18 protein-coding genes are annotated in these 24,260 nt (G+C 40.9%); 12 read left to right on the forward strand and 6 right to left on the reverse strand.

Features of this window, described 5'->3' with window-relative positions:
• Positions 1 to 458: 458 nt before the first annotated feature.
• The 6 genes from JZO70_RS08050 to JZO70_RS08075 form a co-directional block, all read right to left on the reverse strand.
• The gene (locus JZO70_RS08050) at positions 459 to 1,229 is read right to left on the reverse strand and encodes a DUF2922 domain-containing protein (protein WP_207673044.1); all 771 of its coding nucleotides are present in this window, start codon (positions 1,227 to 1,229) and stop codon (positions 459 to 461) included.
• A 44-nt stretch (positions 1,230 to 1,273) separates the two neighbouring features.
• Positions 1,274 to 1,663 carry a hypothetical protein gene (locus tag JZO70_RS08055; protein WP_207673045.1) on the reverse strand — a complete coding sequence of 130 codons (390 nt, stop codon included), beginning with the start codon at positions 1,661 to 1,663 and terminating at the stop codon, positions 1,274 to 1,276.
• Between the two features lie 51 nt (positions 1,664 to 1,714).
• Positions 1,715 to 1,933, reverse strand: coding sequence for a DUF2922 domain-containing protein (locus JZO70_RS08060; protein WP_207673046.1), 219 nt, complete (start codon positions 1,931 to 1,933; stop codon positions 1,715 to 1,717).
• Between the two features lie 12 nt (positions 1,934 to 1,945).
• Positions 1,946 to 2,164: a DUF1659 domain-containing protein gene (locus JZO70_RS08065; protein ID WP_207673047.1), complete on the reverse strand. Its 219-nt coding sequence runs from the start codon at positions 2,162 to 2,164 to the stop codon at positions 1,946 to 1,948.
• A 369-nt stretch (positions 2,165 to 2,533) separates the two neighbouring features.
• On the reverse strand, positions 2,534 to 3,247 hold the full coding sequence (locus JZO70_RS08070; protein ID WP_242703850.1) for a competence protein ComK: 714 nt from the start codon (positions 3,245 to 3,247) through the stop codon (positions 2,534 to 2,536).
• Between the two features lie 14 nt (positions 3,248 to 3,261).
• Positions 3,262 to 3,960, reverse strand: coding sequence for a hypothetical protein (locus JZO70_RS08075; RefSeq protein ID WP_207673048.1), 699 nt, complete (start codon positions 3,958 to 3,960; stop codon positions 3,262 to 3,264).
• Positions 3,961 to 4,900: 940 nt separating this feature from the next.
• Between JZO70_RS08075 and JZO70_RS08080 the strand changes: the two genes are divergently transcribed.
• From JZO70_RS08080 to JZO70_RS08135, 12 genes are all read left to right on the forward strand, one after another.
• Entirely contained in the window at positions 4,901 to 6,010 is a 1,110-nt protein-coding gene (locus tag JZO70_RS08080) for a tyrosine-type recombinase/integrase (protein ID WP_207673049.1), read from the forward strand.
• A gap of 419 nt (positions 6,011 to 6,429) precedes the next feature.
• Entirely contained in the window at positions 6,430 to 7,095 is a 666-nt protein-coding gene (locus tag JZO70_RS08085; protein WP_207673050.1) for a WxL domain-containing protein, read from the forward strand.
• A 65-nt stretch (positions 7,096 to 7,160) separates the two neighbouring features.
• Positions 7,161 to 8,210 carry a WxLIP family cell surface protein gene (locus tag JZO70_RS08090; protein ID WP_207673051.1) on the forward strand — a complete coding sequence of 350 codons (1,050 nt, stop codon included), beginning with the start codon at positions 7,161 to 7,163 and terminating at the stop codon, positions 8,208 to 8,210.
• A gap of 5 nt (positions 8,211 to 8,215) precedes the next feature.
• Positions 8,216 to 8,596 (forward strand): EF2685/EF0750 family sortase-dependent surface protein, encoded by a 381-nt coding sequence (locus JZO70_RS08095; protein ID WP_207673052.1) that lies wholly within the window; start codon positions 8,216 to 8,218, stop codon positions 8,594 to 8,596.
• Positions 8,589 to 11,207, forward strand: coding sequence for a WxL domain-containing protein (locus JZO70_RS08100; RefSeq protein WP_207673053.1), 2,619 nt, complete (start codon positions 8,589 to 8,591; stop codon positions 11,205 to 11,207). The genes JZO70_RS08095 and JZO70_RS08100 overlap by 8 nt, the downstream gene beginning before the upstream one ends.
• Before the next feature lie 94 nt (positions 11,208 to 11,301).
• Positions 11,302 to 11,532, forward strand: a complete 231-nt coding sequence (locus tag JZO70_RS08105; RefSeq protein ID WP_207673054.1) for a hypothetical protein — start codon at positions 11,302 to 11,304, stop codon at positions 11,530 to 11,532.
• A 219-nt stretch (positions 11,533 to 11,751) separates the two neighbouring features.
• On the forward strand, positions 11,752 to 12,468 hold the full coding sequence (locus JZO70_RS08110; protein ID WP_207673055.1) for a winged helix-turn-helix domain-containing protein: 717 nt from the start codon (positions 11,752 to 11,754) through the stop codon (positions 12,466 to 12,468).
• 984 nt (positions 12,469 to 13,452) lie between these two features.
• Positions 13,453 to 14,553, forward strand: coding sequence for a tyrosine-type recombinase/integrase (locus JZO70_RS08115; RefSeq protein ID WP_207673056.1), 1,101 nt, complete (start codon positions 13,453 to 13,455; stop codon positions 14,551 to 14,553).
• 511 nt (positions 14,554 to 15,064) lie between these two features.
• Positions 15,065 to 16,873 (forward strand): SpaH/EbpB family LPXTG-anchored major pilin, encoded by a 1,809-nt coding sequence (locus JZO70_RS08120; protein ID WP_207673057.1) that lies wholly within the window; start codon positions 15,065 to 15,067, stop codon positions 16,871 to 16,873.
• A 27-nt stretch (positions 16,874 to 16,900) separates the two neighbouring features.
• Positions 16,901 to 21,679, forward strand: coding sequence for a SpaA isopeptide-forming pilin-related protein (locus JZO70_RS08125; RefSeq protein WP_207673058.1), 4,779 nt, complete (start codon positions 16,901 to 16,903; stop codon positions 21,677 to 21,679).
• Positions 21,676 to 22,374, forward strand: a complete 699-nt coding sequence (locus tag JZO70_RS08130) for a pilin N-terminal domain-containing protein (RefSeq protein WP_207673059.1) — start codon at positions 21,676 to 21,678, stop codon at positions 22,372 to 22,374. The genes JZO70_RS08125 and JZO70_RS08130 overlap by 4 nt, the downstream gene beginning before the upstream one ends.
• 105 nt (positions 22,375 to 22,479) lie before the next feature.
• On the forward strand, positions 22,480 to 24,252 hold the full coding sequence (locus JZO70_RS08135; RefSeq protein WP_207673060.1) for a class C sortase: 1,773 nt from the start codon (positions 22,480 to 22,482) through the stop codon (positions 24,250 to 24,252).
• Positions 24,253 to 24,260 lie beyond the last annotated feature (8 nt).

Genomic DNA, 24,260 nt, shown 5'->3' on the forward strand with positions numbered 1-24,260 from the left:
TTCTCGAAAAAATCCAAAAAGATTTGAATGAATCGAAAAATGATCACTTGCTGGAGAGAATAGGAGAGGTGATTTCCTGTAAAATCAGGTTCTAAAACACCTCAAAATATGTAGTTTTCAAAGAGCCAGCTTCACAGATGAAAAAGACGCCCTAAGTAATAACCGATCCTTACTCAGATCAAAGGTGCGGCGCGCACGCACCTTCAAGGCAGCACCGTTTAAGACGATGGCCGAAGTGTGAGTAAGTTTGGTTTATTTCTTGTGATGTCGGTCAATGGTGATCATCAAGCTGGCAAAAGCGATTGCTAAGGCCAACGCTTGATACACAGTCATGGCAAGCGTTCCTTTCCTAGGATGAACATGTCGCATCCCTCCTTTGATAGAAGTTCAGCCATCGCCATAAACACTGCAATGTTAGGCATCACCACCTTTCCGGCACAAGAAATTAGGGCCGCTAGTTAGCGTTTTTTCTTTTTCCCTTTTTTCGTTTTCTTCTTGTTGGCCTCGTGATAGGCTCGCAGGCGATCGACTTTTTCTTTACGAGGATTGGACGATTTCTTGACTGCAGGACTTTCTGCGGCAGGTGCTTCAAGTCCGGTTTCAGCATCTTCCAGCTGTTCAGCTGAAGCAGTCTTATTAATAGCTTTTTCGATGACATCTGCTGTTACTACTGGACCTTTTGCGGTAGTCGTTCCTGCTGCAAAAGCGTCCAAGGTAGATTTGGCCTGGCTAGTGATCCCAGCTCTTTCTACAACAGCCTCCGGTACACTGGCTGCTTCGATTGTTTTTTGTACAGATTTGTTGTTAATTTCCACTGCTTTAGGTGCTGTGGCTTCAATAGATTTAACAGCAGTTGCTACAGATTTAACTTCTTTAGCTGCTTTTGGTTCTGCGATTTGTTTTGCTTTTTCAACTTCTTTGACTGGCTCAGGGACTTGGGTAACTTCATCCGCAATAATGAATGGCGCAAAGGCATTGTTAGGATCTGCGACATAGGTTTCTGCCTGATTACTTAAATCGAAAATTGGTGTTTCGATAGTTTCTACAAATTTGGCAGAAACGACTTTGCAGAATTGGCGGACTCCGTCTTTTTGGAATAGGTTCAACGTCGTCAGGGTTTCCAACGCTGCTTTAATTTGTTCAGGTGTTTTGTTTGGATTTGGATCATTGTAAGACCAACGGTGGTTTTTACCGGCGGCGTTTTCGAATACAGTTGCTAGTTTTAACATAGTGTTTTTCTCTCCTTAATTAGTTTTTTTATTTGAATTTATCTTCAGGAACTCTCCGAATCTTCGGATTCAGTTCCATTTTCAGTGATAGTTGCTTGAACGACTTCCATTAAATCAGTACTTCCATAGGCAGGCGGAAAACATCTTGCTGTCATCATTTCCCACTCAGTTTCTTCAAAATACTCGCTAAAGAAGTAGAAATAGCGGCGTAGCGCACGATTAACCGTTGCTTTACTAAATAGATGGCGCACTAAATCCTTCAAAAATAGTTCGAAATCCTGTTCACCCAGCTGATTCCGGATTTTCATAGCTAATAACAGCTGGATAGTAACAGAACTATTGTGCGTTTCTTGGTAATAAGCAGAAATCTGTTCTCTTAACGTCTTGGCTTTCAAATGAAACACTTGATATTGAGTAAATGGTAGATCAGTCATGATGGTTTCCTCCTTGAGATTCCGCGGCAATCAAGCCGCGGAAATAGTTTTTTAGAATAACTCTGTTTCTTGGACGGTGACGAATTCGGCGCTCACAACTGAGGCGAATAAGTGAATCCCGTCTTTTTTAAACAGTTTTAGTTCAGTAAGCTGCTCCATCGCTGCTTTGATTTCAGCGGGGGTTTTACTAGTGTTAGGCTTGTCATAGCTCCAAGTGTGGATCTTGTCCTGTTCGTTTCGGAAGCGAACGACTAATTTCGTTTCTGGCATAAATTTCCTCCTTTACTCAGTAGCTGTTTTAACGACACGAGTTTGGTTAGTGACGATGACACTATCTAAAGAACTTCCTTCTTGTCCCAAATCTGCCATGACTTCACCCAATTTCACGATGTCGGCTTCTACTGGATTTGAAATGACGTTGCTGAAGTTGACTTTCTTTTGTTTGTCTTCGCCTTCTTGTTCGATTTGTACTTGTAGTTTTGTTCCCAATTGTTGAATCATTTCACGATTCCTCCTGATTAATTTTTTTGTTCCGGCCGGTGACTAAAAGATAAACCAAAAGAATAAAAAAACAAAATGGGATTCTGTCCCCAGACCCTAGAAACTGTCCACTTTCAAATTGTAAAACGTTGATTTAATCGCACAGTAAATTTTACCAATGGAAAGTTTGGGGGTGTTGGGGAAACTTTCATTTTTTGAAAAGAAAAGGCATGAAAGCTTGATATAAAAGCATATTTGGGCAAAAATCAGATTTTTCAAAAATCTAAATATAACAGTATCCTACAGAAGGATATCAAGGGTCATGTGGATTGCTTTAAATGAAAAGTCAAAAAAACCTACCAGAATCACTTCTGATAGGAGGGTGGACAGCTAGTCCAATGGATTGAATTCTGATTGATACCATTGCAGGTATTCCTGCTGCTTGTATTGATTGAAGAACTCTCCAGGTGTCAATAACCATTGCTGGAGAAGCTCTTGCTTACTTAACAAGCTGCCAAAAGGAGTATCCTGTAAAGGAACATAACTCAATGGCGGGCCTTCTGCCTGTAAAAGAGCCGAATAATCTTGACGATAGGTAGCCAAAGTGTAAACTGCTCTGCTAGACAGGCGTAGCAAGGTTTTGCGATGAATTGGCAGTTCCAAAGATAATCCGTTAGTCAATTCCAATAACGAATCACTCGCTTGTGACTGCACAGTAGCGATACTCAAAGGATTGAGCCAGACCGAATTTTCTGGCGCTTCAATTGGGAACAAGGCAAAATGCGCGTTCACAATCGGTACTTTGTTGGAAGGCAACGCCGGCAATAACTGGCACGTTTGCCGCATTAAGGTGTAATCTATCAAACGATGGGCTTCAAAGAACATTTCTACCATTTCCAACGGCTTTTCCTCTGCCAGATAAGGAACATCGTCCAGCAATACCAGCGTTCCTTGACCATTTGGTAATGGGTAAACCAGACTGATCACGCCCAGTTGCCAATAACTGAAAGCAGAGGCTGAAGTTAAGAAATACTGCCAATCCTCTGGGAGTTTTACATCGCTCAAAACTTTGTCGTTCAACGTTTTTCTTTCCATAGGTTTCATCCGCTCCATCCTCATTAAACTCTGACTAACGCAGGGGAGAAGATAGAATCCAGCAGCAGCTTGCGCCACAATAATTCCTGTTGACACTTCAGCTGATACGGCAATAGATAGTTTCCAGATGGCAATAACCAGTTCGTTAAAAGAGGTTGTTCACGTAAAAAATCGCCAAAAGGTGCTGCTGGAAGCCGCAAACGATCCAACGGCCGCAAGTCTGTAGCTCCATCCGCTCGCCGAAGAGCCAACCCGTATGCAGCCTGACTTGCCAGCTGAATGATTTCTTCTTCACGGAGGCCAACCTCCAGCCCTAAGCCATTTGCCAATTCAACCAAACGCCGCCTTCCTTGCATATGTAGGTGATGAATCTCTAAAGGATTTAACCAAATCGAGTCGTTTAGTGAAAATAAGGTGAACTCCGACAGTATGAAAGAAGATCTTCTTTCAGATAGCGGTTCCAATTCTGGTTGAAGCAGTCGATGCGCGTCACAATATCCTTCTAAGAGCTCTAGCGGTTTTCTATCGGCAATATACATCTCCCAATCACAAATCACCAAAGTTCCCAGATCACAAGGCAGTTCCAATAGAGCTGTTATTTTCTTCATGTTATAAAAATTATTTTCTTTAGAGAGCTCACAAAGCTGCAGCCAATCTTCTGATAATTTCGTTCCTGTTAACACTGTCCCTTTTAATAGTTCTTTTCGTAAAGAATAATCCATAAAAAGCACCCCTTCATTATTTTTCAATAAGTATAGCAAATATTCCGCTATTGTAAAGCACCTATTATTTGAAAATAACTACAAATAAGATGAACCTTCGGATTTTTATAATTAGTTATTATAATAAATGATCGAGGAACGTGTAATCGAAAATCGTTATAAATATTAAAAATACGGTGCAGATTATTTGGTATTAGAAACACTGGGGAAGGGAAGAGAACAAAACCAAATGACGACCAGGCATAAAAAAATTTTATCTCTTTTATTTTAATCCTCGCTGGAAGTCATTCAAGAAAAAGGAAAGGAAATCGATGAGTAGAAGAAAATTCAATAAATAAGCAGATAAGCTATTTATAAGATAATGAGAACAAACGATATTCTCATTCAAATTTATCAACGAATCACAATAACATTAGTTATTTAATGTTAGCCTTCATTTGGAATAAAATAATGCACGAACATTTCAATGGATGAATGAGAACTGTTGATTTTTTAGAAACGATCAGCGGGAAATTCGTCGGAATAAACGCTTCTCATCAGAATCGACCTAAAAACAATCAAAAAGTGCCGAAAAAAACTCCTTGATCTTAAAATAACTTATGTTATTTTAAATTAGACTTGTAAAAATAAAAGAAATTGTATAGGTTTGAAGGGGAGAAGTAATTATTATAAGTTATCCTGTTCGTTGGAAAAACAGGATATTGAAGCTGTTAAGCAATAACTATTGTGATTCTGATGATATTAAAACCACTTTTCGTTAAAATTATAAAATAAATTAACCAAGAAAGCAACATCATATTACAGATTGTTTTAAAATATTTTGTTTTAGGTGTTTTGAAAGGTGGTTTCTCTTGTAAGAACTGACAAAACACCTACCATTTTTACTTGGTCAACTTACTTGGTCAACGAATAGACTACTATGTAAAGGGGAGATTATTTTATGGCACGCACTGGAGAATGTATTTACTTGCGATCTGACGAGAGATGGGAGGGCAGATATCACAAGGGCCGTAACGCTAAAGGAAAACTGATTTACGGTTCGATTTATGGTGACACGTATGATGAAGTGAAGCAAAAATTAGAGCCTTTAAAGAAGAGTGCAGAAATCATGATGCGCCTATACGGTAAGAGTATTATGGCCTTCAAAGATTGGAGTGAGCATTGGGTGGAGGAAAAAAAGAGTACCTTGAAGCCTGCCACCTATGCCAGCTATCAACACAAATTAGGTGAATATCTATGGGAACACTTAGGGAAGCTGTCTTTATACCAGATTGATGATCGTGAAATTGCGATAGCGATTGAAGCTTGGCGACTAAGAGGTCTGTCCTGGAGCAGCATGCGCGTCGTTTTTCGTCTATTGAAGCAAATTTTGGACCAAGCTGTAACTGAAGAGATCCTGGATAAGAATCCTTGTATCGGTATGCCACTGCCTAAAGCAGACAAGAAACAGGTACAGGCATTGACTCTAAAGGAACAAAAACGACTGCAAAAAGTCGTGGATGCCCAAGAGGATGCGCGGGCACAATCAGTTGCCTTAGCCATGGGGACAGGTATGCGGATTGGTGAAATTGCTGCATTAAAGTGGGAAGAAGTGGACTTCGATAATGGGTTAATCCATGTAAACAATACCTATCAACGGGTATTAATTGGCGGAAATAAGACGGAATTAACGTTAGGAACGGCTAAAACTCAGGCTGCACAACGAATTATTCCCATGAGTAAATCGATTAAAGCATTATTGTTAAACTTAAAGCAAAACCAAACAAACGATGAAGAATTCGTGTTTACAACCAATGGCAGACCCTGTGAACCACGACTCTTAACTTATCATTTTCATCAGATTCGTGAAAAAGCAGGGCTTTCAACGATCCATTTTCATCAGCTGCGCCATACCTTTGCGACGCGCTGTTTAGAAACAAATGCCGATATTATGGCGGTTAGCCAGCTATTAGGGCATTCTTCAACGAAGATGACCTTGGATACCTATGCCCACTCTAGCCACGATCAGAAGATCGCTGCTATTCGGGCAATGGACCGCGCAATCGCTTAATTAATCGTTTTTAAAAAGTGGTATTCCACTCCTTACCCTCCCTTTTTTTGCTTTTTTTCAAGTAATCGTTTACTTCCTAATTATTCAGAAAAATGCCCTTCTATTTCAAATAATTGCTAGAAACTTTTCATTTGCTCCTAAATCTCGCTAAAACCTCAAAAATTTGACCTCCGAAAAATTTCTTTTTGTTATTTTATAATTCGCTTAACTAACCATAAGTGGTCAAAATAAATGGTCAAATATAGCAAACAAGCCCGCTGTAGAGGGATTTGTGCTTATCCTGTTTTTCCAACGAACAGGAGAAATAGAAAGCCATCACTTTATATTATAGCACGATGATTTTTCTATTATTTCGGTATCAATGGAGAAGTACCATTTGATATAAATAATTTTTATAAAAAGGAAAAGGGGAAATGGTAATGAAAAAGAAATTATTGGCTAGTTTACTAGCGAGCGCAAGTGTTTTGGGTGTTTGTGTATTAGGTGGAACGGCATTGGCTGATGAGACAGACAATGCTGAGACTGAAGTTGGGATTGGATTTAGCGGGCATGATCCTGGTACTACTGGTGATCCACTAGAGATTAAATGGGCTCCAATTAATTTTGATTTTGGTAGTGCGAATACAGTAAATACTGTGGCAGCTACCTTCAATGAAGATTCTGGCTCCAATAAATACGTGGTTGTTAGTGACGGACGTACAACTCCAACTACGGATGAATGGAAATTGACTGCCAGCTTAAGCAATATGATGAGCGGATCTGCACAACTGACTGGCGCAACTTTGGAATTCGGTACTGTGAAGAAAGCTTATAACGGATCAGCAGCACCAGAAACACCTGGGTCAATCACTGCACCAACTGCGCAACATACCGCAGTTATGGCAGCAGCTACTCAGACACTTACTCAAGGAGGAACGGCTGTACCGGTAATGCAAGATGATGGTGTTGGTACTACCTCTTACAAAGGCATGACTGCTATGGAAATGGAGAGCAGCAGTATTAAACTGAATGTTCCAGCTAGTGTGGCCCAAGCAGGTAAACAATATACTGGTACATTAACTTGGTCATTGGATGACACAATTTAACAGTGAATGATGGAAAGAGGAGCAGGAGGCATCTCCTCTCCCCTTTTTTTATGGAGGAGAAGGTCATGACGATACGGGAAAAAGGGAAAAATGCGAGTCTATTTTTACTATTATTATGGATGAGTTTCTTTTTCCCAGCAATTGGACAGGCGGCAGACGAGGCGCAGAGCCCAGCAGGCTTCACCGTTGAAAGCGTGATTCCTGACAACCAAGTGGATAAAACCAAAACCTACTATTATTTAAAGCTGGAGCCGGAACAAAAACAGACGATCCAAGTGAAGGTCATCAGTACACAAGAAGAACCTGTCACGGTAAAGCTAGCGGTACACGATGCCGTAAGCAGTTCGGTGGGGGCGATTGACTATGCCAACCCGGAGCCAAAGCTGGATGAGAGTCTTACCGATCCTATCACGGGCTTAGTAAAGATTAAAGACGATCTCAAAGAAGTCACGGTTCAAAACTTTGAAGAAAAGCTGGTGGAATACGAAATCACCGCACCAAAGGACACTTTCCCTGGTGTTAAATTGGGCTCGTTACGCTTTGTTCGAGAAGGTGACGAGAGTGAGAAAAATGAAAGCGGACTAGTGTCAGAATATGCTCGAGTGATTGCGCTCATGCTTACTGAAGATGGTGAGACCTTTAATCATGGAGCAGAGCTGCATTTGAAGAAGGTGGGCTTAACCTTATCCAATGGGCGAAAAGTGATTGCGGCTACAATTCAAAACGATCAGCCGAAAGTACTGCAAGAGATGAACATCAAAGGTGAAGTGAGAAAAAAAGGCGAGAAGGAAGTCTTGGTAGATCTGGAAATGCAAGACTTTTCTGTTGCGCCTAATTCGAATTTTGACTTTGAAATGCCTTTAGGAATCGAACGTTTTATGCCGGGTACGTATGTCTTTACAGGTGAAGCCAAGGGTGACGAGCGAACTTGGACCTGGGAAGAAGAATTCACGGTGGGTCGTGAAGAAGCAGACAAGGTGAACGAAGATACCGTCTTTAAGGTTACCGTACCAGACTGGGTGCCGTGGGTGGCAGCTCTGTTGATCCTTTCGTTAGTTGGTTTAATCGGTTACCTCGTCTATCGTCAAAGGCAATGGAAAGAAGGGAGGAAGTGAGGGATGTGAAATTCAAAAAATTTCTACTAGTAATGACAATGCTTAGTTTGTTTTTCCCAACGCCAGTAATGGCAGAAGAACATTCTTCTAAAGAGACGAAGGTGGGGATTGGTTTCATTGAGGAGACGAATCCACCTGGACCAACACCAGTTGATCCGGCACCTTACGAACCATCACCATCAAATAATGTTCTGCCCCTAACTTTGGGACAAACGAGATACCAGACGCAACCAAATCAAGCACAAGCAACTAGTCGAGGAACCTTGCCAAAGACCGGTGAGCAACGACAAGTGGTGCTGCTTCAAGGCATAGGATTAGCCTGTATCGCCTGTTGTTTCTGGTTGTTTCTCTTCACTCGTCTAAGAGAGGAGGAAGAGAATGGGTAAGAAATTAAGAACTTTAGGCTGTGTTTTGATCATGGGCAGTACACTATTTCCAGCAAACCTGATTTTTGCGGAAACGGTGCAGGATGTACCTGTCGGGGAGACAACTATTTCATCAAAAGCAGAAGATCCGTTGCAGGAATACAAGGAAAAAGCACAGAATCAAGTTCCTACTCCTGAAAACACAGACGTTCTGGATGTACCGGAAGCAGAGTCTGAGTCAGATGCTTCATCAGAAGTAGGACTAGAAGCAGCACCTATTCCTTCTAGTGATTCAGGTGGAGAACCGCCGGAAATCAAGAACGAACGCATTGAAACCAGAGGCGGAATTATGCCGATGGCAGGGAATGTCTTGGAAGAAGGATCACCGAGTAGTTTAACACCTTATGATATTGATGAGGATTTTGCGAATGCAATTCGGAGCATCTATCCGGCTGCACCGAATCCTATGACGGATGATTTTATGGAGAGCCTGACGAATCTGGGTGTTAGCAGTCGAAATCTTACCAGTCTTAAAGGGATTGAGTTTGCGGTGAATTTGACTCATTTGAACTGTAGTAACAATCAGTTGAGCGACTTAAATGTCAGCGGCAAAGCTGAATTGAGGTATTTGAATTGTGAGCGTAATCAGTTGAGTAGTTTGGATGTAAGCAGCACTCCTGCATTGACTAGTTTGTATTGTAAGGAGAATCAGCTAAGCACATTGGATGTAAGTAGCAGCCCTGAATTGATTTATTTGGAGTGCGAGTTCAATCAGTTGAGCACATTAGATGTCAGTAACAATCCTGCATTGATTGAGTTGGTCTGTTATAGTAATCAGCTAAGCACACTAGATCTCAGCGGCAAACCTGAATTGACTAGGTTGAACTGCAGTGATAATCAGTTTAGCACACTAGATGTAAGCAACACCCCTGAATTGACTTATTTGGATTGCCAGGTCAATCAGTTGAACACACTAGATCTCAGCAACACCCCTGAATTGACTACGTTTATCTGTAACGGTAATCAGCTAAGCACACTAGATGTAAGCAACAACCCTGAGCTGACTAATTTGCGCTGTGATAGGAATCAGCTAAGCACACTAGATGTAAGCAACAACCCTAAGCTGAGAAATTTGCAATGTGATAGGAATCAGTTAAGCACACTAAATGTCAGCACCCCTGCGTTAAGGGATTTGCAATGTCAAAATAATCAGCTAAGCACACTAGATGTCAGTAGCACCCCTGCGTTGAGGTATTTGTCCTGTCATTACAATCAGTTAAGCACACTAGATGTAAGCAACAACCCTGAATTGATTGATTTGTCATGCATATCCAATCAATTGACTAGTATAACTAGCTTAAATGGTTTAACAAAATTAAGAGAGTTTAATGCAAGGGGCCAACAAATCCTAATTCCTGTTCCGCCTGTCTCTATTGATGGAAAGGCAGAAATTGATGTATTACGAACAACAGCTCAGGCGGGTTTATCAGCTAGTAATGGTACGGTTTCGCCTTCCCCAACTTTTAACTATAATGGCGATAAAATTTTATTATCTAATGTGACTAGTGGATCTTTAAGGGAGAAGTACATCAATTTTAGTTATGACGCTTCACAGCTGGTTGAGGGTGCTGCTACAGGAATTAAAGAATTTAGCGGGACTATAACTTTTATTCCTTTAAGTGAGTTAGGTAACGAGTTGAAGCCGGTCAACAGAAATAAGGTTTATAGAGATACAGAGGTAGAGTGGAACTGGACTATCACCAGTTTAACAACTAAAAAAGCCGAAAATATTCAAGCTAAGTTGAACTTACCTGCTGGATTATCCATTGTTCCGGGAAGTATTGTCGTTCAAAAGAACGGATCTCCTGGACCAGCTATTGGTGATCTTGAAGTCACGAATAGTTTAGGTGATTTGGATCAGGGAGAGGATATCACTATCACATTTAAAACCACTGCATCTGGTAATGTAGATGATTGGCTGGAAGCAACAGGAGATCTAGGTTGGGAAGATGATACCACTGCGGGCCCGTACTCGAACCAATCAAAAGGGGCTGTTCAAATTTTAGATGACGAACAGGTCTATAAGCCTGAAGAATCTAAGGATTTAGCACTCGAATCATTTCCGAAAGCTTTCAATTACGGTGTACAGGAAATGAAATCAACTGCAGCAACGTACAATCTTCATCCATACAACTATCAAACGAATACAAATGTGACCACTAAGGGATTTCATACTCGAATTAAGGACGATCGTGCTGTGAGTACGGGGTGGAAACTTACTGTCGGATTATCAAATTTTGAGGATGCGCAGGGTCAAGTGATGCCGAATAGTGCGGGGACGGAATTAGTCTTGGGAAATCTTTCGATTGAAAATATTCTAGATCGAGATACGCCGCAAGAAACGATCAATCCGACACCGACTGGAACGCCAAGTACGGTTCAGACATCAGAAACCTTAGTTGCGGGACAAACATCGAAAATCCTAATTTCGGCACAGCCTGGCGAAGGACAAGAGATTTGGCAGCTGCGAATGCCGTTTAATGCTATTTCATTAAATGTACCGGCTAACGCAGGTAAAAAGAGTACCTTATACAAAGCAAAGCTGACCTGGTCGTTGAATGATACGCCTTAAAGCTGGTGAATTAGAAGTTAGTATCTAATAATTTTGATTGATAATTCTGTAGCGTGAATCATTCGACTACGATACAAAATGAGGAGAGTGAAGAATGACTATTCCAATCTGGTTAGGAATATTTGCAGGAATCGCCGTGATCGGGCTAGTTAGTTTCCTGTTGTTTTTTATCAAAGACAGTAATCTTCGAGTAACGATGGAGCTGAAGCCAATGGTATTGCTGGTGGATTGCGGGTTGCTTTTTGTCGCATTATTGGCTGTGGGCGCCGCGATCTTCCTATACCTTAACTGGCAGACACAGTTGAATTTTTTTTCGGGTAGTTAAAGGCAAAGGAGTGAATATTCACTCCTTTGATTAAGAAAAGGATTTTGGTTTTAACTAAGTATCGTATTTGTCTGTTGAAAAGCGAGGGAACTGACTAGGTTTGGTTATCTCGCTTTTTTTATTAGAAGCAATCCTGTGTGACAACGGGCAGGATCAAGGAATTAGAGATGGAATTATGAATAACGTTCAATAGGAGAATAAAATAAAGGAGGGGTAGTAGTGAGGCCAATCTTAATTTTAACCAAGAATCTACTGGTGGAACAGACATTACAAGATCAGCTGCAGCGCTTAAACTATGAAGTATTTAGCTCTGTCGCCATGTTGAAACAAATGAAAAACAACCCGAATTGGCTGCAGATAATCCAAAGCTATCAGGCAATTATTTTCAGTGAGACACTGACCAATGAAGAAATTCGTGAACTACTGATATTCGTGGATTTCGAAGACAATTTACTGGTTCGTAAGTTTAATAGAGAACCGTTGACACAAGAAAAAGAAGTTATGTATCAGTTGGGAATTGCTACGTGGGTTTGTGATACGTGTTCACTGGATTTCCTACGGGAGCAATTTGCGGTTAATCTGGCTAGCTGCCAGAAAAATGAGAACCAAAATATCGTCTTTCTCTATCAGAAGGATGAATCGCCAAGGACATTAACAGAGTTCAAGGGCAGACTAACGAAAAAAGAACGGAAAACCTTTGAATGTCTATTGGGAAGCGAAGATGGAATTATTTCTCGCGAGTCTATGTGTCAGTACATTTGGGAAGAGCCACCGAATAATTCTCGGTTGACCCAGCTTTCAGTTCTGGTGAAACGTTTGAAAGCTAAGCTTCATGAAGCAGGCTTCCAAGATGAGATGATCGACACCGTCTGGGGCTATGGCTATCGCCTGTCTCCGAAGCTGTTACAGTTTTACAATCAAGAAATGACGAGATGACTTTTCAATTGAAGAGTCATTTTTTGTGTGGCGGAGTAAATAGGCGGGGGACTCGGCCGGTTGCGATTGGAAGGTTTTGCAGAGGTTTGAGACAAATTTTCAAAGAAACTAATGCATCTTATTGTTTTTCGTTAGAGGGCAGTCAAGTTGGATCGATCACCATTAATGAGAGAGTTCACCTACAGTCGTCTCGCAATCTATAGATTTGCATCATGGAGAACTTTTTCACTAATGTGGGTTTGAAGCTTAGAATGTAAACAAAAGGTGATGCGGCTAGAATTTGGTGGTTACTCCTGTTCATTGAGAAAGATAGTGAGTAGATACATTTTTGTTCTCGGATACGAAAACGGTCCTGCTAACTAACAGAATAGTTCAAAAAAAGCGATCAAAAGACGAAACGGTCTTTTGGTCGCTTTTTTGAGTTATCCAGAACACCACTATTTTTATTCTGAATAGCAGGTAGTAGTGCAAAATAATCAGTTTAGTCATAAGGGTAGGAGCCTCGTTTGCTGTTTATACTTATTGTAAAAAAAGGATTGTATTTTAATGATAATAATAACAAAAATGTCGAAAAGGATTTGGTGTCGCGAAAATAAATTTAGATAACAAAATAGAGGTGTTTTAATCAAGATATTCCAAAATAATTAAAATTAAATAATGAAAGGGTGTGGGTAAAATTGTAAAATGAGAGAGTTAGAGCTGGATTTAAGCAAGGAGATTAATTTTCTTTGTATATTAAAATCTAAGAAAAACAGTAATAAAATAAACATAATCTTTCTATTCAAAGTATAGTATAACCGTAGAAATTCGTCAATATTCTTTGGGAAAATAAATATTTTGAATAATTACATTGGGGGGAAGAGGTTTTCCAGTCGAGCGAGAGAGACAATATCATACAAATCGGACTTTTTTGGCAGTTTCTGTGGTTTTATAAGCCGTCAAATAAGCCGTCAAAAATCTAATCAATATAAAGGAGAGTTTTACATGAGTCGCAGAGGCGAAAACATTTATAAACGTAAGGACAAAAGATGGGAGGGACGCTATATTAAAGGCAGAAAAGCAAATGGAAAAATCCAATACGGTTATGTATATCACCGAAATTTCAAGAAAATGAAGGAGAAGCTGCTAGCTAAGAAGTGGGAGTACCAGCAAATTCAGGAAGTCCATGGTACGTATGCTGGAACCGTTCATGATTGGCTTTCCTTTTGTCTAGACAAGAAAAAGCCGCAAATTAAGGAATCCACGCACACAACCTATCTATATAAGGTAGAAAAATATGTCTTTCCTTATCTTGGAGAGCTTTCTTTACGGGAAGTTGCTCAAAAGGATGTTCAGGAGTGGGTAGATGCATTAGTAGAGCGCCCTTTATCAGGAACCATGATTCACACGGTCTTTCAATTGGCGCACCGTTTCTTTGTTCAGGCAGTAAAGGAAGGCCATCTAGGATCTGATCCTTTTCAAGAAGTAGTACTGCCAGCTAAAGAAGTAAAAAAGGTTGAGCCTTTAACAAACACCCAGCAAAAGAAATTGGAGCAGACAGCAGCTCAGGATAAACACGGAAAGACCGTCCTATTCGCGCTGCAAACCGGTTTGCGGATTGGTGAGCTGGCGGCTTTACGCTGGGAAAATATTGATTTTTCTACTGGCCTAATCACGATTGACAGTACCTATCAACGGATATTATCCGAAGATTCAGGAACGAAACTTCAACTAAGCAAACCAAAAACCAAGGCATCAGAACGAATCATTCCTATGTCTAATGCCTTGAAAACATGGTTGCTTTCTTGGCAGCCAGCCGATGCTTGCGGCTTTGTTTTTCAAGTGAAGGATCATCCAATGGAACCACGGTTGATTTCTTACCATTTTAAACGGATTTGCACAGAAGCAGGGGTCGAAAACTGTCATTTCCATCAGCTGCGCCATACATTTGCGACTCGTTTGCTGGAAAAACAAGGAACGATTGCTGATATCAGTGCATTGTTAGGCCATTCATCTACCCAAATGACTTTAGATGTATACACGGGTTCAGATTTAACCGAGCGCCGCAAGGTAGTGAATCGTCTAGATATAAAATGGGTAGGCTAGATGACTAATTAAAAAAAAGCTTCTATATAAAGAACCATGTTTCATGGAAAGAAATGAAAACGATTCCTGAAAATTACATATAAATAGCAAAAAAAGCTCTTCCAAAATCGGATGGGCTTTTTACTGTTTTATAGAAAGCTTCAGTCAGTATTATAGATTTTTACGCCGTCAGCGAGCCGTCAAATAACCTCGCAAAGCCCTGATTTTAGCCACTTTTCTTGGATTTTAATAGTCAAAGAAAAACCGCGAGCCTGAAGATAGTAGCTTTTAGTGACTATTACTATCTATTGGCTCATCAATTTTGCCTGGAAGGGGGCATGTCTATCGAAGGATAGAAAAAATATCTATTGTTAATTAGATAGCAAAAAGTATATCAATAGTCTGGTCATTTCCGACGATTGATATGGATTAAGTATGCTTGAAAGTGGGACCTCTCAATTAAGACTTTTTCAAATGTTATCTAGTTAAAGTATACACCAAACAAAAAAAAAGGATAGAAAAGGAGCTTATTATGAAGAAGAAAAGTAAATGGATAAGCAGAGTAGCAGTTAGTTTAGGGTTGTTGACAATGTTAGGAGGCGTCGGACTAGGTGCGGGAACATCAGTATTAGCAGCACCGCCTACACAAAATATCACGCAAAACCCAGTGTCGGATACAACTTCAAAACGTTCGATCACCATTTGGAAGTATGAAATTAATAGTGCTTCAGAATTAGGTGGACGTGGTGATGGTGAATCTTTAGATCCAGCTCAAGCACCAGACTTACAAGGCAAAAAAGTGATGCAGGATGTTAACTTTGAAATTATACGAGTGATTCCTGCAGCAGGTAAAAAGCTGACTAATCCATTGGTTCAAACAGTAGCCAACGGAGATTATACAATTGATTCTTCATTCACGAAACAGACAGGCAAAACAGCGGCAGACGGAAGTTTAACCTTTGATGTAGGAACAGGTAAAGCTGGCGACGGTATCTATCTGGTAACAGAAATTCCAGATGCTAATGGAGATTATACGTACTCTGATCCAAGTACTAATCCACTAGAAACTGGATTAAAAATCAACAAACCAATGGATCCATTCTTTGTTTGGTTACCTCAAACAAAAAGAGATGACACAAGCAAATTGATTTATGACGTTCATGTGCATCCTAAGAATATTGTAACTGATACTGAATTAGATAAGACTGTCGAAGGCGGTAAAGGATTCTCAATTAAAGCGGGAGAAAAATTCCAATGGGAAGCAACAACTAAATTACCAAGCGGATTATACTTCAAAGCTGATAAACCAATGATCATTACTGGTATGGTGGATCCTGTCACTCATCTTCCAGCACCAGATAAAGTAGTTGCTGTTGGTGATGAAGTGTACGGAAGTTATTTCCGAGTTAATGATGATTTGAATACTGATTTACTTTTAGATGATGTAGAAGTAAGAGTACTTGGTAAAGATGGTATCACTTGGACTACATTAACTAATGGTACAGAGTACACAGCAGAGCTGAATGGGACTGTTGTTACAGCTGGTAATGCGGTAACTAACACAACTAAAGGGGATCCTAAAAAAGTAGTCATCAGCTTGACAGAGCCTGGTATGAAGAAACTAACTGAGGATGAAAATACTCACATTCAAGTTATCTACAAGGTACGTGTTGAACAAAACTTTAACGGTGTAATCACCAATAAATACGATGTTGCTTACCTGATTCCTGGTCAAGAACCAGTAACAGAAAATAGTGATGAGCCAGAATACTACGATGGCGGATTCAAAATTAAAAAGTTAGCTGAAGACAAAACAACTGAACTAGCTGGAGCAGAATTCTACATTGCTGAAACTGAAGCTGATGCACGGGCTAAAAAATTCTTGGCTTCTGATGGCAAAGCTTATACTTTAAACGACGATGGAACTAGTACACCAGTATTACCGGCAGGTGTAACTTACTTGACTAGCACGACAAATGCTACTGGTGACGCACAGTTTGATGGTTTGCAACTAAACTGGTTTACCGATAGCAACAACAATGGTAAACAAGAACCAAGTATCCCGAGTGAAGCAACATGGCCAAGAGCAGACATCGAAAAAGACTACTGGATCGTGGAAACAAAATCTCCAACTGGTTACGAATTAATCAAAGAGCCAGTAAAAGTTACTGTTAAATTAGATACTCATACTAGCTTGACTGTAGAAGTAGAAAATAAAGCAAAAACAGACCTACCATTCACTGGGGGAACTGGAACAATGTTGTTAGTGTCAATCGCGTTAGGTGCAATTACTATCGGTACAGTGGCGATCGCAATCGATAAAAAACGCCGCGCAGCATAAAATGGAGGTAGAAAGGAAGGGCAGACGATGCGCAGAAAAATCAAATTAAAGCAAATAGTCGCCATCCTACTTCCTATCGTATTCATACTAGGTATTGTTCACGCAATATCTAGTATGGATTCATTACGAGCGGATGATACTTCATCACAGCTGACGGTTCGTCAAGGTGACGAGGACGTCACTGGTAAGGATGTTAGTATTCTAGAGCCTTCAGTCCTACTAGAATTGACAGCTAAAGAGAATCAGTTATTTCGGTTAGTTGAAAGCAACAATGTCGGCCTTTCGTCATCCAATGAAGAGGAAAACAATCTTCCTGTTCGAGAGGTCTTGTCTTCACAGTTTGATTTGGAACAGGAAAAGGCAGCTTTGGAAGAGAAAGCTGACAAAAAAACCGAACCCAAAAGTGAGCTTATTATAGTAAGAAACTTTGAAACTGGAGAAGCAACAACTTATTTGAAATTGCTGAAAGATGATGCGAAAAAGGTTTATATTACTAGAGAAACTGAGGAGAATACCGAAGTAACTTTAGAAAATGTAGTGCTGGAAACGAAGCAGAAGGTAATGACTTTTACTTTACCTGAAGTACAAGAACCTGAACCAGAGCCGGAGCAAACGGAACCAGAACAAACTGAAGAAGAACCAGAAGTTGAGGCGCCAGAAGAAGTTGAAGAACCCCAGGCACCAGAAATAACTGGTGAAGAATCAATTGAAGAACTGGTGGAAAGAGAATATTCAGAGGCAGAATCCTTCAAGCCGATTGCTCTACCATTTGAAGAAGGTCAAAAGAAAAAGCAAAGCAGGGCATCGTCTCCAATTAATGTTACGGGAGCAAGGATGCAAGTTCGAACAGGAACGGCTAGTTTTGATGCTAACAGTAATCCAGGGAACGATGCTGACGCAACCAATGAATGGGTTCGTACCTTTGATTCTAATATTTATCTATTAACATTCTCTCTAGAAGGCAGTGATCCAGGTGTAACCTATAAAGATATTAAATATCGTATAGACATGGATTTGCCCAACGCTTATGGTTTTGACAGCTCGAATAAAACTAGGAACAACTTTGGTATTATCGCTGAAAACAGTGGGAATTTGAGGACTGAACCAGATGGAACAAAAACAGAGAACGGTTATGTAGAATCGTCCATCAATTCGAACGGACAGATACTATTGCCGATTTTTGTGAATGTTTTTGGCGCACAGCATAATACGTTGATTCAGCCTAAAATGAAAATTACGATTATTAGCGCGTTAAACGAAAACACAGGCAGCGTCGAAACGATTAATCAAGTTTATGATGAGAATAACTTATCAGCGTTAAAAGTTCCGGACGCAAGAGTGTCAGCAAAAGCCAATATTAATACCTCGCTAGTAAAGGGGCAGCAAAAACCTTTCGGATCAACAATTTCTGGAGGTGGCTGGAATGCCAGCACTCGAAACAATTGGCAAGTTGCGGGACTCGGTGTAGGAATTAAGCTGAAAGAACTTTCTGGAAGAGCTGCAGGAGATTTTAGAGGTTCAACTTTTCCAGTAGGAGATATTCAATTCACCTTAGGAACAACAAAAACTACTTACCAAATAGGAAATGGGACACCTTCTAATGTAACTATAGGTAATAATTCAACAAGTACAACCCAAGCTTATCCTGTCAAAATCATAGCAGGTACTTGGGGATCATTGGATTCTACTGCTAGTAATTGGGACTGGTATAGTCATAAATCGGGGACTCGCACGTTAAATATTGATAGTGCTATTTTGTCTAAGGGAATCCCTTATGGTAAAGGTATACAAATTCATTCCAGTGAACCTACGACAAATGATTTGTCTAAAATCGGTGTTTACGATACAGGAACAGTTACGGTACCGACAGATACGATAGTGAAGGTATCTGATTATGAGCCTGTTTGGAATCCTTATACTTATTCCATGGCGAGTGCTGATGTAGGAAAAAACAACAAATATTTTGCTTCCACATCACTACTTGTCGAATGGAGTAACTTGTATTTTGCTAATCGTCCTGAAACTGCTAAGACTTATGAGGCTACGATTGAAATAACTAATATTAAATATGAAAATCAATCTCACGCAGGCGAGGGTAAGACTACTTTATCAATATCTGCTGATCCAGGAACAATATCTCAGCATGTTTTGTGGACATACCCTTATAACCCAGTTACTAAACAACAAGGAAACTCATTGGGAAGTGTAAATAGTCAATGGGATGGACGCGGTGATGCCAAGGTAGCAAAAGGGTATGAATTCACAGCTTCAGTTCGATATTCGGATATGAATAGAATGTTGACATCAAAAGTTGTTGCCTATGGAAGATGGAATGCTAACTCGATAGCTTATGATTCCACTAGAAACATGGAAGTCGTAAGTGATTACCCTGACCTATACACATTTTATTATGGTGTGAAGAAATCCGGTACAGTTCCACAAAATACTTATTTAACAGAAACTGCAATTGAGGGTCAGTATACTTGGTACTCTGATGTTAATACAGCATTAGCAGGAGGCAAGATAATATCTGCTGTGAAGGCCGTAGGTGGACGGTATGCTGGAAACTTTGGATTACAAGTGCCTGTTAAAGCGATAGGTCCTATCAATGATTATAGAGATAGTTCGGGTAATCCCAATATTATTTTGATGAATACCTTCACTTATGGTCTTAACGGTCAAGTTAGATATGCAAGACCTAACGTTGGTAATTATTATGCTCCAAGTGTTTTTAACACAAGCGGAGTAAAAACAGGTGGTCACTACGCCAGAAATGCTGCGGGTCAAGATATTGGACAAGCAGGATATCAAGCTAGTCATGGGGATACTTTGTGGATCAATGGTGTCGGTATCACTACGACAACAGAACCCGGGAAATCGATTTACAAAACTGACGAATCTGTCAGCTGGAAGGTTTCGGGAAATGTAACGGGCGGAAATGCCAATCACACGGTTAGATTGACAACGACTATCCCTAAAGGACTGGAGTATACTACTGGCACAGCTAAAGATGGCAAAGGGAATTCGATCTCACCTCAAAGTACTAAGAAAAATGCGGACGGTTCAACAACAATCGTCTGGTTGATTGATAATATCAATCCTTCAAAGGGTGACATTCCTGAGGTTAACTTTGATACAGCATCTGTTATGAAGGATTTAACCTTTAATGACTCAGCAGTTTCAGAAGTAACTGTTCATACAGAAGGTGAGATTTGGATCAAAGGAAGTCCTAATGAAAAAGATACGTCTAAAATTCAGGTGAGAGAATCAACTGGTAAGGTACAGCTTTATCAGATGCAAAAAATTTCTCTAACCAAAGAAGCAGTACCTGAACTGATTGAAGTTGGAAAGAATGATCCGGCGAATACGTCCTTGTCCACCGACATCAAATATAAGATCAAAATAAGAAATGATAGCTCCGACAAGATAGTCAATGCAAAAATTTTGGACGCACTACCATATAATGGAGATTCTTTCGGCACATCTTTCAATGGATCTTATACGGTCGCAGGTATAAAAATTACTAAAGGGACGGGAACCATAAACTACACTGACGCTACTTTGACTAACATTGAAAATACGAATCCAAATTCAATCCCAACCTCAAGCCCGTTATGGCCTGTTTATACGCAAGGGTCTGGCTCCACTGCTATAAAAAATGCCAAAGCATTCTTAATAACAGCAAGGGAATTGGCGGTAGGGGATGAATTGGAGTTTGAGATTACTATTTCACCTACTGGTCAAAAGGCGGGGGATGTTTATCGAAATCGTGCGAGCTTTAATAGCACGCTATATCTGCCGGTTAACAGTAACATCGTCGAAACCAAAGTCTACGGTCGTGACCTAACAGGCTATGTTTGGTATGACGACGACTACGATGGTTTAATCGGTAATAAGAAAGACGGCACGCCAGAAGATCCAGCGTCTAATATTGAAGTTAAGCTTTACCGTACTAGTAAAGAAAAGCCTAGCTATAAAGACCAGGTAGTCAAAGAGAGTTTGACTGGGGAGAAGTTCATTGATGGCAGTGGAAATTCGTTAGTCAAAACAGGACCTGATGGGAAATACAAATTTGAGAATTTACCAGAAGGCGAGTACAGTGTTGAATTCAGTCTCTACGATTTGGTTATTATTCGCAAAGTCATGATCGTGACCAAGCAATTGGTCGGATCAGATGCAACGAAGAACTCGAAGGCCGATCCAGATCTCTTCATTACCCCTTGGTACGATCAGCCGAAATTAACTGATTTGCCAGCTGCTTGTAAGCCAGGTCAATCTGTTAGTCATGTGACTGATGTCAATGCCGGGTTGGTTCGAGTCTCGAAGATACGCCTCTTCAAATATGTAGAAGGCAGTGCAGTTGATCAAAATAATGATGGTCAGTTAAGTGAACAAGAGATCGAAAATACAGCAACGCCATTGCGCAATGCAGAATTCGATATCTACAAAGGCAACAGCACAGACCCAGCAGATAAAATCGGTTCGGCAAAAACAGATGGGACTGGTTGGCTGGAATTCACCCAAGGCTTTGCGCCAGGCGATTACACAATTGTCGAAACCAAGGCACCACCGGGATATGAATTGATTAAGGAACCAATCAAAGTGACGGTTCCGCAATACAATTACATTCTCAAAGTCTACGTGTCTGACACAGGTGAAACTTTGCTGCCATTTACTGGTAGTAATGAACCGATGCAAATTGTCTTAATCGTTTCAGGTAGTCTGATGCTCTTAGGAATGATCGGTGTGATTCATCATTTTCATCCGATCAAACTACGCAAAGTACGGAAAGGGAGAGTAAGATGAAAAAACTAAGTCGTATATTGCTGTCACTTATTCTTTTTCTTCCGTGCTTGCTGCAGAGTACAACTGCTTACGGTGAAGACACGCAACCTGTTGATTCTGGCTACACCATCAATATTCAAAAGTACAAAATTGATGAGCAGGAGATAAATGCATTGCCTCTTGACGGAATCAAAGTGGATCAAGTGACGGACGAAAACGGGAATGCTCTGGAGCCAATGGCAGGCATTTCTTACCAGATTACCCGGGTAACGCCGATTCAAGGCGGCAGTGGTTTTGAAGCAATGAAGGGTGAGGGAGCTTTTTCCACCACCGTAACCACTACTGCTAGTGGATTGGCCAGTGTCGGGGGTCTGGCACAAGGGATGTATGAGATTTCTGAAATGGCCCATGATCAGCTGAAGGAAGTCATGAAGCCGGTTGTTGTGGAATTACCCTTCCCGCAACGAGAAGGTGAACCATTAAATGAAGTCTACATTTATCCGAAATCCAGTGCGGTTAGTCTGACGCCAAAATTACCAAACACTAGCGGAGATACGCCCAATAATCCGAATAGCCCGAATGAGCCAAACAAACGGTTGCCTCAAACGAGTGGAAATATTGGGACGTATCAAACCTTGCTCTGGATTCTGGCGATGATTGTTGTGATGGGCCTAATCGGCATGTTTAACATCCATCGAAAGAAGGATATTTTCTAGCGCTTTAGAGGAAGTAAAGATGCGTTAAACAAGGAATCTTGGATGCTTATTGGAGTATCCTTGATTCTTTGTTTATAAAGATAACGGGAATTACCGTAGCTGCGAATGAAAGAAGGAACGATTGTGAGGAAAAAGAAACGAAATAAAAAAGGGCAATCCCTTCTTAGAAGATTTGCGCTTCTCATGATCCTGGGCGGCGTCTTGACCCTGCTGTATCCAATCGCGGGGAATTATTTGGCGAACCGTGAGCGGAGTAAAGCAGTAACTGAGTACGACGATACGATGAAGAAAATGTCTGAGGAAGACAAGCAGAAACAGCTAGAATTAGCACAAGCCTACAATGAATACATATTCAAGCAGCAGGAAGGCGATCTCAGCGGAGAAAAAATTCTCTACGAAAGCATCATGGAACAAGGCACCGTGATGGGAACGATCGATATTCCAGCGATTGATATTGAACAAATGCCCTTTTACCATGGGACCTCCTTTCGAACCTTGGACAAAGGCTTGGGTCATTTCGAGCCAACCTCGATTCCGATTGGCGGGAACAATACGCGGGCGGTAATCACCGGGCACAGCGGGGTCCAAAACCAAGTGCTCTTTACCGACATTCGTAATTTAGAAGAGGGGGATTTGTTTTTCATCAATATCTTAGGCAAACGCCTGGCCTATGAAATTGATGAGTTTGAAGAAATACTACCCACCGATGCCGAAAAGGTCAAAATTCAGCCGGGAAAAGATAAGGTCACGCTGTTGACCTGCACGCCACCGGGGATTAATACCTTCCGATTGTTAGTAACCGGCCATCGGGTGGATTACAACGAAGCGACGCAACGAGCCGTTAAAAAACGGAATTTGTGGAGCTACCAAAACATTGTCTTGCTTACGCTAGGCATCAATGTCGCGATTTTCTTACTGTTGATGGCGATCTATCAGTACAATATCCGGCGCTTCCGATCAGATGATCCGCTAGTTGTTCGTAAAGCGCGGAAACGATTAAGGCGATTGTTCCTAGTGACCAAGACCTTGTTCATCATTTTGTTCATCAGTATGGTGGCGGTCATGTGTACCGCGATCTATGGTTATCTGCACATGGAGCAGGAGCCGGCTTCGGCCAGTGTTAATATCGGACCGCAGGAAGAATTAAGCGGCTTTAATTTAGATAAAATTTCCAATGCTAATTATGAAGAGAAACAAATTGCCAGTGTCAAAATTGCCGATTATGCCCGCGCCAAGTCAGCGATTCAAACCACGACGAATAATTGGGGCATCGGCAAAATCGTGATTCCCAATGCGCAGATTGATTTGCCGATCCTGGCGGGCCTAGCCAATGAAAATTTACTCAGTGGTGCGGCCACCTATCGGCTGGACCAGCAGCTGGGCCGAGGCAACTACGTGTTATTGGCCCACAATATTTTCGATAAGGATGTGCTGCTGCATCGCATCCAAAACTTGAAGAATGGGGATCTGATGTACACCACCGATTTCAAGGATATCTATGTTTATGAGGTTAACTTGAACAAAGTTATTGAGGAGACTGAAGTGTCGTATGTCGAGAAAAATCCTGAGAGCGGCAAGGCACTGTTAACCTTGCTGCGCTGTGAAGGGGATATCGGGACGATTTATCGACGGTTGGTTCAAGGAAGTCTCAAAAGTATTGTGCCGTTACGGGGTGCGGATCAGAATTTGATGGATCAAATGAACTTGAAGCGCAATAAGGGCAAGATCAACGGCGATATCTTGAAGGCCGATCCGATTAGTACCCCGGAACATATCAGTATGACCTTGGCGGCGAAAATTATCAGCGATCCCTTGCAGACGATTGTTCCATTGTTTTTATTGTTCTTATTACCAATTCTATTTTTTAGTTTGATTTGATTTAGCGG

Origin of the sequence: Candidatus Enterococcus moelleringii, from assembly GCF_017377575.1 — a bacterium.
Classification (GTDB): domain Bacteria; phylum Bacillota; class Bacilli; order Lactobacillales; family Enterococcaceae; genus Enterococcus_A; species Enterococcus_A moelleringii.